Annotated in this window: 15 protein-coding genes; 8 read left to right on the forward strand and 7 right to left on the reverse strand. The window is 36.9% G+C overall.

From position 1 onward, the window contains the following. The first annotated feature begins 1 nt into the window (after position 1). On the forward strand, positions 2 to 1,804 hold the full coding sequence (locus tag ACMAYX_RS06485; RefSeq protein ID WP_412470127.1) for a hypothetical protein: 1,803 nt from the start codon (positions 2 to 4) through the stop codon (positions 1,802 to 1,804). A 5-nt stretch (positions 1,805 to 1,809) separates the two neighbouring features. Here the strand turns inward: ACMAYX_RS06485 and ACMAYX_RS06490 are convergent, their stop codons facing one another. Then, positions 1,810 to 2,388, reverse strand: coding sequence for a DNA-3-methyladenine glycosylase I (locus ACMAYX_RS06490; RefSeq protein WP_412471891.1), 579 nt, complete (start codon positions 2,386 to 2,388; stop codon positions 1,810 to 1,812). Positions 2,389 to 2,466: 78 nt separating this feature from the next. Here ACMAYX_RS06490 and ACMAYX_RS06495 point away from each other — a divergent pair, with 78 nt between their 5' ends. Then, positions 2,467 to 3,738, forward strand: coding sequence for a dicarboxylate/amino acid:cation symporter (locus tag ACMAYX_RS06495; protein WP_103218062.1), 1,272 nt, complete (start codon positions 2,467 to 2,469; stop codon positions 3,736 to 3,738). Between the two features lie 55 nt (positions 3,739 to 3,793). Here the strand turns inward: ACMAYX_RS06495 and ACMAYX_RS06500 are convergent, their stop codons facing one another. Then, positions 3,794 to 4,333 carry a YceI family protein gene (locus ACMAYX_RS06500; RefSeq protein WP_103218063.1) on the reverse strand — a complete coding sequence of 180 codons (540 nt, stop codon included), beginning with the start codon at positions 4,331 to 4,333 and terminating at the stop codon, positions 3,794 to 3,796. Positions 4,334 to 4,437: 104 nt separating this feature from the next. On the opposite strand from ACMAYX_RS06500, the gene ACMAYX_RS06505 reads away from it, so the two are divergent. The 4 genes from ACMAYX_RS06505 to ACMAYX_RS06520 all read left to right on the forward strand — a co-directional run bounded on the left by ACMAYX_RS06505 (position 4,438) and on the right by ACMAYX_RS06520 (position 6,924). Beyond that, positions 4,438 to 5,304 (forward strand): LysR family transcriptional regulator, encoded by an 867-nt coding sequence (locus tag ACMAYX_RS06505; RefSeq protein WP_412471890.1) that lies wholly within the window; start codon positions 4,438 to 4,440, stop codon positions 5,302 to 5,304. Positions 5,305 to 5,403: 99 nt separating this feature from the next. Next, entirely contained in the window at positions 5,404 to 5,787 is a 384-nt protein-coding gene (locus ACMAYX_RS06510) for an RNA recognition motif domain-containing protein (protein ID WP_412471889.1), read from the forward strand. Continuing rightward, positions 5,787 to 6,140: a DUF1456 family protein gene (locus tag ACMAYX_RS06515; RefSeq protein ID WP_103218066.1), complete on the forward strand. Its 354-nt coding sequence runs from the start codon at positions 5,787 to 5,789 to the stop codon at positions 6,138 to 6,140. The genes ACMAYX_RS06510 and ACMAYX_RS06515 overlap by 1 nt, the downstream gene beginning before the upstream one ends. Then, positions 6,088 to 6,924 carry a S1 RNA-binding domain-containing protein gene (locus ACMAYX_RS06520; RefSeq protein WP_103218067.1) on the forward strand — a complete coding sequence of 279 codons (837 nt, stop codon included), beginning with the start codon at positions 6,088 to 6,090 and terminating at the stop codon, positions 6,922 to 6,924. The genes ACMAYX_RS06515 and ACMAYX_RS06520 overlap by 53 nt, the downstream gene beginning before the upstream one ends. Before the next feature lie 64 nt (positions 6,925 to 6,988). On the opposite strand, the gene ACMAYX_RS06525 is transcribed toward ACMAYX_RS06520, so the two are convergent. The 5 genes from ACMAYX_RS06525 to ACMAYX_RS06545 all read right to left on the reverse strand — a co-directional run bounded on the left by ACMAYX_RS06525 (position 6,989) and on the right by ACMAYX_RS06545 (position 10,468). Then, positions 6,989 to 7,186 (reverse strand): cold-shock protein, encoded by a 198-nt coding sequence (locus ACMAYX_RS06525; protein ID WP_021267754.1) that lies wholly within the window; start codon positions 7,184 to 7,186, stop codon positions 6,989 to 6,991. Positions 7,187 to 7,289: 103 nt separating this feature from the next. Beyond that, complete coding sequence (locus ACMAYX_RS06530; protein WP_392992520.1) at positions 7,290 to 7,703, reverse strand: HIT domain-containing protein; 414 nt, start codon at positions 7,701 to 7,703, stop codon at positions 7,290 to 7,292. Further along, complete coding sequence (locus ACMAYX_RS06535; RefSeq protein WP_412471888.1) at positions 7,696 to 8,928, reverse strand: TIGR03862 family flavoprotein; 1,233 nt, start codon at positions 8,926 to 8,928, stop codon at positions 7,696 to 7,698. The genes ACMAYX_RS06530 and ACMAYX_RS06535 overlap by 8 nt, the downstream gene beginning before the upstream one ends. Positions 8,929 to 8,965: 37 nt before the next feature. Next, positions 8,966 to 9,427: a BLUF domain-containing protein gene (locus ACMAYX_RS06540; RefSeq protein WP_158246872.1), complete on the reverse strand. Its 462-nt coding sequence runs from the start codon at positions 9,425 to 9,427 to the stop codon at positions 8,966 to 8,968. A 96-nt stretch (positions 9,428 to 9,523) separates the two neighbouring features. Next, positions 9,524 to 10,468 carry an alpha/beta hydrolase family esterase gene (locus ACMAYX_RS06545; RefSeq protein ID WP_412463175.1) on the reverse strand — a complete coding sequence of 315 codons (945 nt, stop codon included), beginning with the start codon at positions 10,466 to 10,468 and terminating at the stop codon, positions 9,524 to 9,526. A gap of 179 nt (positions 10,469 to 10,647) precedes the next feature. Between ACMAYX_RS06545 and ACMAYX_RS06550 the strand changes: the two genes are divergently transcribed. After that, complete coding sequence (locus ACMAYX_RS06550) at positions 10,648 to 12,243, forward strand: ABC-F family ATP-binding cassette domain-containing protein (protein ID WP_103218072.1); 1,596 nt, start codon at positions 10,648 to 10,650, stop codon at positions 12,241 to 12,243. Between the two features lie 219 nt (positions 12,244 to 12,462). After that, the gene (locus tag ACMAYX_RS06555) at positions 12,463 to 13,110 is read left to right on the forward strand and encodes a hypothetical protein (RefSeq protein ID WP_412470131.1); all 648 of its coding nucleotides are present in this window, start codon (positions 12,463 to 12,465) and stop codon (positions 13,108 to 13,110) included. Positions 13,111 to 13,130 lie beyond the last annotated feature (20 nt).

The following is a 13,130-nucleotide window of genomic DNA, read 5'->3' on the forward strand; positions in this document are numbered from 1 at the left end:
ATTGAAGATTGTTTTTACTCTGATATTATCAATAATCATTGCTCTAGGTACTAGCTCTAGTACCTGGGCATTTGATTTTGTGTTAGATGAAAACCATGCTGTTTTAAAAGATATTGAGAAGCTAGTTAATAAGAATTGGAAGAATCTTAAGGAGCTTCAAGAGAATGAAGAGTGGCTTGAAGGACAACTAAAACTTCAATATTTTGGAACAATCTATCAAAAAGGATGGCATGGGCCCAAGGTTCAAAGAAATATCTATCCTGCAATTAATGGTCAATTCCTCGTTGTGGACTCTGTCACACTTAATGCTCCTGTTCTGGAGCAGATGGCATATATCGGTGCGAACTTTCTATTTAAAACGCTTGTTCCCGTTTTACAGGGAGCTCCAATTGAAGAGCGTAAGTTTTCAAAAGTGACGACGGTTGATTCATACGAACAAGCAATAACTCTTAATCATATGAAGGTTAACGAACTTCCAATGACAAGAGCGAAACTTAATCAACTCAAAGATGGAGAACAAGTTAATACTATACTCATGACTGGCTTTGCTTCACGCATGAATTTAATCTGGTTAGAATTCCTTGATGTAGTCATTCCTGTTCTTGATCGCTTCGGCCCAAAAGCTAAGTTTAAAGTAATGAAGGCCTTAGATATTACCATCGAAAAAGCTGCGCAGGATATAGCGCTCATCACAATTAAAAACTTAAATGAGAGATCAAAAGGCCTAGGTTTGGGACTAAGTGTTTTCTTAGATGAAGTAATTGATCTCCCTATATCTATCGGTATCAATGGATCAGCAGGTTACTCTCCTATCGTTTTTAACTACAAGAATAAAGAAAGTAAGATCAACGAACTTGTTTACAAGGTGGATCTTAGTACAAAAGAAGGACTTGATGCTTACCTAAGCTTTCTAGCTCAAGATTTTTCTAAGCTACAAGACCTTGAAGAAAAAAGAAATCAAAGCGTTGATCTCTATATTCAAAAAGAAGGCGATATCAAAAATAGCGAGTTCAATTGGGGTTTAAATCTTCTTCTTTGGAAATCAGGTGCTCGCTATATAAAAGAAGATGGCAAGTATACAACGACATTTAATAATGGCGATGCTTACCATTACGACATTATCGAACATAAGAAAATTACTGATCATAAAGGATTTTCAGGAAAAGAAAATAGAAGCTTTGAAGTAAAAGCGATCGTTCCTACAAATGAAGATGCTATCTCTAGCTTTAGTTTAGAGCTTAGTTACACATATTCTGATGAAATTGCCACAGGCCGTGAACTAAATAATGAGGCGCAATTTCTCTTTGAACGATACCTTGATAATGGAATGAGAATTGATTTCGATAAAAAGAAGAAGTATGGCAAGGTACAAATTCACTCTTCTCTTATGTTTTCAACAAAGGCGATTTCAGAGATTATGAATGTTGATGATTTTGATTTATGGGAATCAATCGCCTTAGCTTTTGATTATACAAATTCTCTTATTTGGATTGATGGAGCTAAAAGACGTCAATTTGAAAGAGAGAATTATGTATACAACGACTCCCATAGTGGACAACAGAATCGCCTCTCACAAAGTGAAAAAAGAAAGCTAAAGCAGCTTGAAAACTTAAAGCTTGCAAAGAAGATTTATAATATTTTACATAAAATGCGTGTTAACGGTCTTACTAAGGAAAAGGCTGCTCTCTTAGTTGAAAGTCTTCGAAAGTCGAAACTAGGACCAAAGCTTCAAAGAGCTATGGTCAATATCATTGGACTTAATGATCTCATGGGACAAGGATATATTAGAGGTAATCTCTACTAATATCTTTAAACCAGTTTTTTTAGCTTCTTTCCATGCAAGTAACAGCTTTGACTATGATCCTGAACAATTCCACAGGCCTGTAAGAAAGCATAAACGATGGTGCTTCCGACAAATCGAAATCCCCTCTTCTTTAAATCTTTTGAAATTTTATCGCTTAACTCAGTCTTAGATGGATAATCCTTAAGACTGGCAAAAGTATTATAGATTGTCTTTCCATTAGTGAATGACCAAATATACTTATCAAAGCTTCCAAACTCCTTTTGAACTTCGATAAAGTACTTAGCATTTGAAACTGTTGACTCAACTTTTAGGCGATTTCTAATAATCCCCGGATCGAGTAAGAGTTTTTCAATCTTTGCTGGAGTGATTTTTGAAACTTTCTTCACATCGAAATTATAGAAAACCTTACGATAATGCTCTCTTTTATTTAATACAGTCTCCCAACTTAGACCGGCCTGAGCACCTTCTAAAATGAGGAATTCGAATAGAGTTCGATCATCGTGAACAGGTCTTCCCCACTCTTTATCGTGATAATCGACATATTGTTTATTTGATAATTTTAACCACGGGCATCTTTCTTTCATAAGAGTCATTATAAACCTTTTTTAAATTATAAATAAGGATTAAAATAAACCTTCATGTACTTTCAGAAAGGATAATAAATGAGTAAAGTAGTCAAAAACTTAAGCTTCTGGGTACTCGTCGCAGGTGTACTTGGATATATTTTAGGATCAATTTTTGGTGATCCACTTTGGGCAACGTCAAAAAACCCTCCCGATATTTATCAAATAATCGTTATGATTAAGGATGTCTTCATCAGCTCACTTAAGATGATGATTGCTCCGATGATTTTCTTCTCACTAATTGGTGGGATAATCAGCATAGGTGAAATCACAAAACTTAAGTCCATGGGAATGGTGACGATCACTTACTATATCTCAACAACAATCATCGCAATCTTTATTGGTCTAACAGCAGTCTTCTTCATTCATCCATGGAAAGACTCTGGAGTAACAATTAAGACTAAGGATTCAATCCAACAGCAAAAGCCTGCTAAGTTCATTGCAGAGGGTTCTAACTCAATACCACTTGTCATTAAGAACGTTTTTACAACTGCGCTTGTAAATCCATTTCATGCCCTTGCAAATAATAATATTCTTGGAATTGTTACGGCAGCTCTTCTTCTAGGCTTATCGTTACTAATAGTTCATCACACCTCGAGCCCCCTTTATCAAATCGTTAAGGATCTCAATATAGTCATTAATCGGGTACTCCACTGGATTATCAATCTGAGTCCAATTGGTATTTTTGCTATCGTTTTTGATTTTAAGGTTAAGGTATCGGGAGATATTTTCTCTGAGCTTCTCTCTTTTGCCCTCTTAGTATTTGGGGCAACAATGGTACACGGGCTTCTCGTTCTTCCATCAATTGCATGGTTCTTTGGAGGACTAAACCCAATCAAACTATTTAAGAAAACGGCAAGGCCTCTACTACTTGCCCTTTCGACTGCCTCAAGTTCAGCAACACTTCCTGTAACAATGCAAACTTGTGAAGAAGAACTAGGCGTTTCTAAAGGTGTTAGTGGTTTTGTCTTTCCACTTGGTGCAACAATGAATATGGATGGGACGGCACTATTTGAAGGGATTGCAGCTATCTTTTTGGCTAACCTTTATGGAATCGAGCTTTCAGGTGTTGCCATGTTCTCTATCTTCTTTATGGCAATGCTCTCTTCAGTAGGAGCACCAGGTATGCCTTCAGGCTCGATGTCAGGGATGCAGATGGTTCTTCTGGCCGCGGGAATTCCACTTGAAGCAATTGGTATTCTTTTAGTAATCGAGAGACCACTTGATACTTTTAGGACGGCCGTAAATGTCGAGGGTGATATTATTGGAGCAGTTGTTACACAAAGATACTTAGATAAGAAATTAACATAAAAAAACAAAAGGCCGCTTTAAGCGGCCTTTTTTATTGGAGTCTAAGAAAGTTTAATTATTTTACAACAACATCAAATGCTAAACTAACTTTATCATCAATCGCTTTGTCACCAAGGCTTTTGAAGAAAGAAGCAGAACCATACTTAAGACCAAAGTCTGTACGATTAAACTCTAGTGAACCAACAAAATTCTTACCATTTTGTGCCGCTAGAAACTTAACTTCTTTTGTCTTTCCTAAAATTGTAAGGTCAGCAGTTACTGTAAAACCTTCAACTTTTTTAATATCTAGAGTAGCTGTTGGGTACTTTGAAACATGAAAGAAGTCTTCATTTTTAAGGTGACCATTTAACTTATCTAACCACTCACCTTGAAGGTCTGTCGCAGTAAAAGAGTTCATATCTACAACAACTTTTCCTGATACTAGTTGACCTTTTTCAAGCTTAACATCACCTGATTTAATTTTAACTGTACCGAAGTGACGACCAGTTACTTTAGTACCTTGCCAGAAAACAGTAGATTTTGAAGTATCAATTTTTTCAGCATAAGTTGCAAATACAGTAAATACCGCAAGGGCCATAACCATAAGTTTATTCATAATATTCCTCCATTTGAATTATGATATAATTTTTAAAATATCTTAACAAAATATAGAAGAAAATAAAGATCATTATTAAGGACATCTTGTGCTATAATTAGTCCATGATTTGGATAACAATTGAACAAATTAAATGCCTACAGGCGTTAGAAAAGGCCGGAAGCTTTACTAAAGCAGCCTCAGAGCTAGCGAAGGCAAAGTCTGCGGTAATTTACTCTATTAACAATCTTGAGGAACAAGTAGGCTTCGAACTCGTCGATCGTTCATCTTATAGGCCACAGATAACAACAAAAGGTCAGGAGTTTCTAATTGAGGCCTCAAAGCTTACAAAGCAATATGATGAATTGATTCACAAGACTCAGCAAATTTCATCAAATGTTGAAACCAGATTATCCATTTCAGTGTCTGGAATTTATGGCCTTGAAAAACTATATCCAATTATCAAGAAGGCCATGGCCCGTTACCCATCCACAGAAATTATTCTTGAGCGTGAAATCCTAAGTGGAGAAAAAATGCTATTGAACGATAGAGTCGATTTAGCAATTTTTGAAGACCTCTCAAGTATCAAGAATTTTGACTATAAAATTATTGGTAAAGTTGATATGTATCTTGTGGTTGCAAAGGATCATCCTTTTCTTGATCTACCTAAATACCAACAAAACTTTAAAGGCCTGGCACAATTTCCACAAATAATTCAACGAAGTACAATTCCAGATGACACAACAAATATTGGCGTGATTGAGGACTCTCTAAAGTGGAGGGTTACAGATACGCCGTCGAAAAAAGAGATTATTCTAAATGGCTTTGGTTGGGGAAGACTTCCCTATCCACTAATTGAGAAAGATCTAAAGGCCGGGCGACTAGTACACTTGAAGCATCTTGAGAGTAAAGTCCCAGTCACCTTTTGCTTAGGACACAAAAAAGAGCACCATTTAGGAGAAGTGGCCCAATATATCTGGGATTCCTTCTAAAATAGCGCAAATAAATTACCTGATTCTAGCATTTTTTCCCATTTCTTAAGCATTTAGTGCTAAGTTGCCCCCATTAACACTATAAACTTAAGGTAAAAAATGAAAACTGTTTATATCGGTAATCTCAACTACAAGATCACTGCTGAGCAATTAAAAGGTATCTTTTCACGCTTTGGCCGTGTTCAAGACGTGAACCTACTAACAATTCCGGGAACTCAAAAGAGTAAAGGTATTGCATTTGTCAAGATGCAAAAAGAGCAAAGCGCACAAGATGCGATCAAGGGCCTTGATGGGACAACTCTAGACGGAAGAACTGTTAAGGTATCGATTGCTAAAGATAATTTTGAAGAGCAGAAGAAGTACAAGAAAGAGACTAAAGCAAAGGTTGAAAAAGAAGAGGCACAAGAGCTAATTATTGAAAAAAAGAAAGCTCGTCGCCGTCGTGGCCTAAATGAATTATTCGATCACCTAGGTAAGAAATAATGACGAATAATGATATTTTAAAAAAGCTTAGAATCGCATTATCTCTTAAGGATTTTGAAATTATCGAAATCTTAAAGCTAGTTGATTTTGAACTTACAAAATCTGAATTATCTGCAATTTTTAGAAAAGATGACCATCCAAATTATAAAGAATGTGGTGATCAACTTCTTAGAAAATTTCTTAATGGCCTAATCATTAAGAATCGCGGAACACGTGAAGAAAGAGAGGCCAAGGCACAAGCTTATAAGTCACAGGCCAAACCAGTAGCAAAAGCACCAATCAAGAAAAAGGCAAAATCTGATGCTCCATATAGGAAAAAACAATACACTAAAAGTTCTAAAAAAACTTCATAATGGATATACGCTAGTAGACGAAGAAAATATCCAGCAGGTATTTCTTCCAGAAAACTTTGCGCCTCTAAAAATAGAAGTGGGCTCAAAAGTTAAGGCCTTTATTTACCCAGATACTCAAGGAGAACTTGTTGCAACAACAGAGCTTCCTCTTGCAGTTGTTGGTGAGTATGCCCTATTAGATGCAATTGAAATCCAAGAATTTGGTGCATTCTTTGACTTGGGAACTTCTAAAGACCTACTTGTTCCAGGTAATGAGCAAAAAATAAAAGTTAGAAAATACGAATCTCATATTGTTCGAATTTGTAAAGAAGAAGGTACTGGTCGAATCTTTGGGACGACAAAACTTGGAAAGTATATTGAGTCTTCAGACTTCGATATTAATGTTGGAGATGAAGTAGATATTTTTATCGCTCAAGAAAGTGATTTAGGTTTCAGAGTTATCGTAAATAAGAAATTCATTGGAATGATTTATAAAAATGAAATCTTTCAACGTGTCTCTTGCGGAAAATACTTTAAAGCATTCGTTAAAAAGCTACGTGAAGATGGGCTTGTCGATGTTGCTCTACAAGAGCAAGGGATTAAAAACCTTGTCGACTCAAAAGACATTATTATCGACTTTCTAGAAAGAAATGGAGGCTCTAGCTTCTTAAATGATAAAAGTTCTCCGGAAGACATTAAGAACTTTCTAAATATGAGTAAGAAGACGTTTAAGAAAACAATTGGAATGCTCTATAAAGACAAGAAAATTACAATCTCAGATAACGGAATAAAATTAAATCAATAACAATAAGAAAGGCCCACAAAATGTGGGCCTTCTTTTTTAAGTACTCAATTTATATAATTAAAAATTAACCTTGAACTACTTTTACATTTACGGCACATGGACCTTTAGGACCTTCACCTAATTCGTATTCTACGCTATCACCGTCATTTGGCTCTCCACCTTGAACTGATGAAATGTGGAAGAAAAGATCTCCACCGTCATCTTTTGTGATAAATCCAAAACCTTTCGCTGAATTGTAGAATTTAACTTTACCTGTACTCATTTAATTAACCTCGTAATAAAATTATTCGTTAGATACGATTTTACCCTACTGTTTGCATAATTCCTAAGAAAAAAGGAAAAAAAATTTATTTTGCTGATCCTTGTCACTTTGACAGACGCGACGCTTCAAAATGTGCTCGAAATGTACTTTCTAAGTCACTGATATTATGGGTTTCTTTAGTTGCCTTCGTTCCCCATATTGCTCCAGGCCAAGAACGATCGTTTTCATAACGACAGATTATATGGACGTGAAGCTGAGAGACCATATTTCCAAGGGCCCCAATATTTAACTTTTTAGGGTGATAGTTATCGCTTAGAAAGCGACTTACTTCATTGATTTCCTCAAGAAGCGTCACCTGATCATCCCACGAGAGTTCATGAATTTCACGAATCTCTTCTCTTTTTGGAACTAAGACTGCCCAAGGATTTTCTTGATCAGGTAAAAGCATAAGCTTTGAAAGTTTCATATCAGTAATTTCTATTAAATCTTTTTTTAAAACTTCATGTAGTTTAAACATTGATACCTTCTTTTTCCTTTATCGATTTCACAACTCGATATGCAGTAGAAAAACATCCCTGTAAGAGATAGCCACCAGTTGGTGCTTCAAAGTCTAGCATCTCTCCTACAAAGTAATATTGATTATTTTTAATTGCTGACAAGTCATCATTCAATGATTCAATACAAACACCACCAGAAGTAGAAATGGCCTCATCCATTGGTCTGGCCCTTAATACTTCTATCTCACAATCCTTAACCATCGCTGCCAAGTAATTAACATCTTCCTGTGCTTTTGAGCGATCAAGAACTTCATAAAGTAATGAAGTTGCAATCTTATCGAAATTTAAGTTCTTTCTTAGACGATTAGTTAATGAGTCCTTATTTCTACGAGACAATTTCTCAATAACATCTTGCCTCTTTAAGTCTGGTTTGAAGTCGATGTGGAGTTTAGTCGATACTGATTTCTCTAATTCATCTCTAAGTCCGTTGGAAATAGCGTAGACAGCTCCCCCCTCAACACCGTAAGGAGTCAACATGATCTCACCTCTGGCATTCTGGGATTCATTAGAAACAACTATATTTTTAACGAAGCCACGATCAACTTTATCCTGAAAGTGTTTAGACCAATTGATTTCAAAACCACAATTCATGGCCTTTAGTGGTGCAGTCTTCACACCGAGAGCTTCAATATACTCCATCCAAACACCGTCACTACCAGTCTTAGACCAGCTTCCTCCACCCATGGCCAAAATATAGTAATCAGCTTTTTGCGTCTTATTGCTATGATCGTGCTTAAAGATTAAATCACCATCAGCTGTTATATTAGTAAGACTATGTTTTAAATGAAGATGAAAATTTTCATGAGACTTTAGTGAATTCATCCATTGATGTAAGATATCTGCGGCCTTCATTTTCTTTGGAAATACTCTGCCACTAGTACCAATAAATGTCTCAGTACCAAGAGTATTTGCCCATTCGATTAAATCATTAGCATTGAAGTCTTTTAATAAAGAACGAAAGCGTGCTTCATCCTTAAAGTATTTTTTAGCAAACTCTTCTTGCTTCTCACTATGAGTGAGATTGAGACCACTATTTCCAGCGACTAAGAATTTCTTCCCGACACCACCAGTCTGTTCATACAGGTGAACCTCAATTCCCTCAATTTTAGAATTCAATAATTCATAAGCACAGAAGAGGCCTGCGGGGCCTCCTCCAACAATGGCAACGACAACTTGATTTGACATGATAGAATACTATCACGCAAGCAAGTTGGAGAAAAGTCTAAGCAGCTTTTGACGAGATTGTATCCATATCAATTTTGTAGCGCAATGCTTCGATCAAGCGATCCACTTTCTCCTGAGATATTGGCTCATTTCGACGGGAATCATTGATTAAATCATTCCAAGCAATCACATGATCAATAACATCTAAGTCCATGTCATTCAGTTTAACAAGGGCCAATGGCCAATTTTCAAAGCTTCTATTTTCGATCTCACGATCAGTCAATAAATTCACATTTTGATGGCGTGGATCCAAAATAATTTTATTATATGTATAAATCACATCATCTTTCTTTCCTTCAATAACCTGAAAAAAGAAGCCACTATTATACATCAGTACACCTGTCACATCTCTTGCATTATTATTTCGAAATGACGAAGAGACAATCTTATCCAAGTCCTGCTCAGGCTTAAAATCGCCTGTTTTTTCGCTGATATAAATGATTTGATATTCTTTGCTCATAGAGACCACCTTGCTGCACATTTGCTTTTATTATAGATGTTTCAAAAGGCAAATGAAGACAAGAATACTTAAATTGCAGCTTAATAATGAATCATTTCATTGCACATCTACATTGCTAAATTTCAGAAAAAACTTAAGCATTTTTCGATAAAAATAGAGTCTTAAAAACTCCTTATGCTGTCCCTTCTTCACCACAGCAAACTTAATTACTGCATCATCTTCACAGTCACCGTATGTTTTAATTGTCGTCTCCTTACCACGAACAAACCATGTTGCATTAGTGCGACTTTCATCAGATTGGTTATTACATCGATTGTGATAGATCCACTTATCAACGGCCTCCTGGGCCCCGATATGCCCAAAAGGATGTTCAGGGTAATAGTCCTTACCCGCAAAAGGAATGGTTTTATCTTTTGTGCCGTGGATATGAAATATTGGCACGGCCTTTACATTAGGGCATGGATCCTGTTCAATGATGACCTCACCATTTTCATCTCTAAGATCAAGGGTTGCACCCAAAACTCCAACTGCTGTCACATAATTAGGATAAGTACAGGCCATCTTGTAAGAAAAGAATCCACCATTAGAATGTCCAAAGAAATAGATTCGACTCATATCAACTCGATTGAATCGAGGATCGTTTGCTATATAGTCGATAAGGTTTTTTATATAGAGAGTGTCATCGACACCGGATTTATAAAAGTCACAACAAAAATTTCCACCGTTCCAATAATGCTCACCTTCAATATCCTTACGCCCTTCTGGAGTGAGAATCATGAAGCCAAGAACGTCCTTGTAGAATGAAAGACGAGTAAACATATACTGCATAAAAATTGAGCTTGTGTAGCCATGAACATTTACGATGAGTGGCCATTTCTCTTTTTGATAATAGCGCCGAGGCAACTCTAATAGTGCCGCAGGATGCCCTTGTTGTGACACATTTAATTTATAAGTTGTTCGAAAATGAGGGTGGCCAGCATAAACAAGAGTGGCCTTAAATAAAAAGAAGATTATCACCACGAGCGTGGCCCAGAATTTCATCACTAGCTCCTTGTAATATCAGTATCATACTGTTCCGCCATGGCCACTTCTAGTAAAAATAGAAGGGCTAAAGCGAAAATAATATTCCTTTAACACTCCCGTAAATCCGTGGACTAATCGCATTAAATAGATTAAGCTATGGGCCGTTAATACATCTAAAATTTAAATAAGGACGATTTATGATTTCCACATCCAATGTCAGCTTAAGCTTTGGTGGCAAGAAGCTATTTGAAGACGTTAATATCAAATTTACTCCGGGTAACTGCTACGGTTTAATTGGTGCCAACGGTGCTGGTAAGTCTACATTCATCAAGGTTCTTTCTGGTGAAGTTGAGCCAAATACTGGTTCAATCAATATCACTCCAGGTGAGCGCCTTTCAATTCTAAAGCAGGATCACTTTGCGTACGAAGAAGAACAAGTTCTTCAAGCAGTTCTTATGGGTAACGAAAAACTTTTCTCAATCATGAAAGAGAAAGACGCAATCTATATGAAAGAAGATTTCAGTGATGAAGATGGAATGAAAGCAGCTGAGCTTGAAAGTGAGTTCGCTGAAATGAATGGTTACGAAGCCGAGTCTGAAGCAGGTATTCTTCTTTCTGGTCTTGGAATTGGAACTGAATACCACTACAAATATATGAAAGAGCTTACAGGGCCCGAGAAAGTTAAGGTTCTTCTTGCTCAAGCACTTTTTGGATCTCCAGATATTCTTCTTCTGGATGAGCCGACAAACAACCTTGATATCAAAGCGATTCAGTGGCTAGAAAACTTTCTTCTTAACTATGAAAAGACTGTAATTGTTGTTTCCCACGACCGTCACTTCCTAAACAAGGTTTGTACACATATTGCAGATATCGACTTTGGTAAGATCACTACTTACGCTGGTAACTACGACTTCTGGAGAAAATCTTCAGAACTTGCTCAGAGACTTCGTGCAGACCAAAATAAGAAAGCTGAAGATAAGGCCAAAGAACTTAAGGCCTTCATCCAAAGATTCTCTGCCAACGCTTCAAAGTCTTCTCAGGCAACTTCAAGACAAAAGCAACTTGAAAAGCTTGAGCTGACAGACCTTCCACAATCGACGAGAAAATACCCATTCGTACAATTCGATCCTAAGCGTGAAGCAGGAAAAGAAATTCTACGAGTAGAAGGAATCTCTAAAACGATTGATGGTGTTAAGCTACTTGATAATGTTACTTTCATGCTTAACAAAGACGATAAGATCGTTCTTCTTGGTGAAAATGACGTTGCAAAATCAACTCTTATGAAAATCCTTATGGGAGAAATGGAGCCAGATGCTGGAACTGTAGAATGGGGTGTAACAATCACGAATTCATACTTTCCAAAAGATAACTCAAGCTATTTCATGGATGGTAAGAACGACCTTGTAAACTGGCTAAGACAATACTCTGAAAACAAAGACGAAACATTTATTCGTGGCTTCCTTGGTAAGATGCTTTTCTCAGGAGAGGAAGCTCTTAAGAAGACAAATGTTCTTTCAGGGGGAGAGAAAGTTCGTTGTATGATGTCAAAGCTTATGCTTTCAGGTGCAAACGTACTTCTAGTTGACGGTCCAACAGACCACCTAGACCTAGAAAGTATTACATCAGTGAACGAAGGTTTCGAAAGATTTAAAGGTAACCTAATCTTTACTTCACATGACCACGAGTTCATTCAAACAGTAGCAAACCGTATTATCGACCTTGACCACACAACTGGAAAAGTTATTGAAGATAAGTACGTTAGTTACGATGATTACTTAGCATCAAAATCATAATTGCTATTATAAATACTAAAGGCCTCTTCTTGAGGCCTTTTTGTCACTTTTACCTTATTACAAGGTGAATTCCTGTAAGAAAGTTCTCTAAGTCTACTAAATCCCGTAAAAAATGATGTAAGAAAGTAAATTTCTTTAGCTAAACAAAATTTTAATTTCAAAAAAGTCATCCCCCACGTTAGAACTGGCCAAATTCAATTAAAACTCAGAGGGAGATTTATGAAAAAATTGGTTCTACTATTAGTGCTTACGGCCCTGACAGCAACGACTTTTGCGGCCCCAGGTAGAGGAAGAAGAAATAACAACGATGACGAATTAAGAAATCGTCGCTCACGTGATGCTAGATATGATAGAGACTCACGTCAAAATAGACAGCGTGACAGAAGATATGATGATCGTCGCAATGACAGACGTTATGATGACAGACGTTATGACGACAGAAGATACGACGACCGTCGTACAACAAGACCTGATCCGACACGTGCTTACCGCCGCTACCGTCACACACCAAACCGTGACTATGTAAGACACGACCGTCGATGGACATCTGCACGAGACTACCACAGAACGATTAGACCTATTTACGTTTATAATAACCGCTGGTTAAGAGTAAGTGTTTCATATGTTGATGGTTACTACTGGGATTACGACTATCCATACTTTATCTACAATGGTTACCGCCATCGCTACAGTGCTTACGATACTTGTAACTATGAACTTGTTGATAGCTGGAGTGATACAGTCGAAAGAACTTTCTACACGTATTCTTGTTCAACTGGATATGACCTTTGTGCAGATTTACGTGATGAATTAAATGACTACGAATACAATTACCGTTATTTCTGTGCCGAAAGATATAACTGGTAGATTCAATACTTATATGGGGC

The sequence above is a fragment of the Halobacteriovorax sp. RT-2-3 genome, assembly GCF_047085075.1.
Lineage (GTDB): Bacteria > Bdellovibrionota > Bacteriovoracia > Bacteriovoracales > Bacteriovoracaceae > Halobacteriovorax_A.

Excerpts from the sequence above, each read along its gene's own strand:
- ACMAYX_RS06490 (WP_412471891.1), bottom strand. The coding sequence starts at position 2,388 with ATGAAAGAAAGATGCCCGTGGTTAAAATTATCAAATAAACAATATGTC.
- ACMAYX_RS06495 (WP_103218062.1), top strand. The coding sequence starts at position 2,467 with ATGAGTAAAGTAGTCAAAAACTTAAGCTTCTGGGTACTCGTCGCAGGT.
- ACMAYX_RS06500 (WP_103218063.1), bottom strand. The coding sequence starts at position 4,333 with ATGAATAAACTTATGGTTATGGCCCTTGCGGTATTTACTGTATTTGCA.
- ACMAYX_RS06505 (WP_412471890.1), top strand. The coding sequence starts at position 4,438 with ATGATTTGGATAACAATTGAACAAATTAAATGCCTACAGGCGTTAGAA.
- ACMAYX_RS06510 (WP_412471889.1), top strand. The coding sequence starts at position 5,404 with ATGAAAACTGTTTATATCGGTAATCTCAACTACAAGATCACTGCTGAG.
- ACMAYX_RS06515 (WP_103218066.1), top strand. The coding sequence starts at position 5,787 with ATGACGAATAATGATATTTTAAAAAAGCTTAGAATCGCATTATCTCTT.
- ACMAYX_RS06520 (WP_103218067.1), top strand. The coding sequence starts at position 6,088 with ATGCTCCATATAGGAAAAAACAATACACTAAAAGTTCTAAAAAAACTT.
- ACMAYX_RS06525 (WP_021267754.1), bottom strand. The coding sequence starts at position 7,186 with ATGAGTACAGGTAAAGTTAAATTCTACAATTCAGCGAAAGGTTTTGGA.
- ACMAYX_RS06530 (WP_392992520.1), bottom strand. The coding sequence starts at position 7,703 with ATGTTTAAACTACATGAAGTTTTAAAAAAAGATTTAATAGAAATTACT.
- ACMAYX_RS06535 (WP_412471888.1), bottom strand. The coding sequence starts at position 8,928 with ATGTCAAATCAAGTTGTCGTTGCCATTGTTGGAGGAGGCCCCGCAGGC.
- ACMAYX_RS06540 (WP_158246872.1), bottom strand. The coding sequence starts at position 9,427 with ATGAGCAAAGAATATCAAATCATTTATATCAGCGAAAAAACAGGCGAT.
- ACMAYX_RS06545 (WP_412463175.1), bottom strand. The coding sequence starts at position 10,468 with ATGAAATTCTGGGCCACGCTCGTGGTGATAATCTTCTTTTTATTTAAG.
- ACMAYX_RS06550 (WP_103218072.1), top strand. The coding sequence starts at position 10,648 with ATGATTTCCACATCCAATGTCAGCTTAAGCTTTGGTGGCAAGAAGCTA.
- ACMAYX_RS06555 (WP_412470131.1), top strand. The coding sequence starts at position 12,463 with ATGAAAAAATTGGTTCTACTATTAGTGCTTACGGCCCTGACAGCAACG.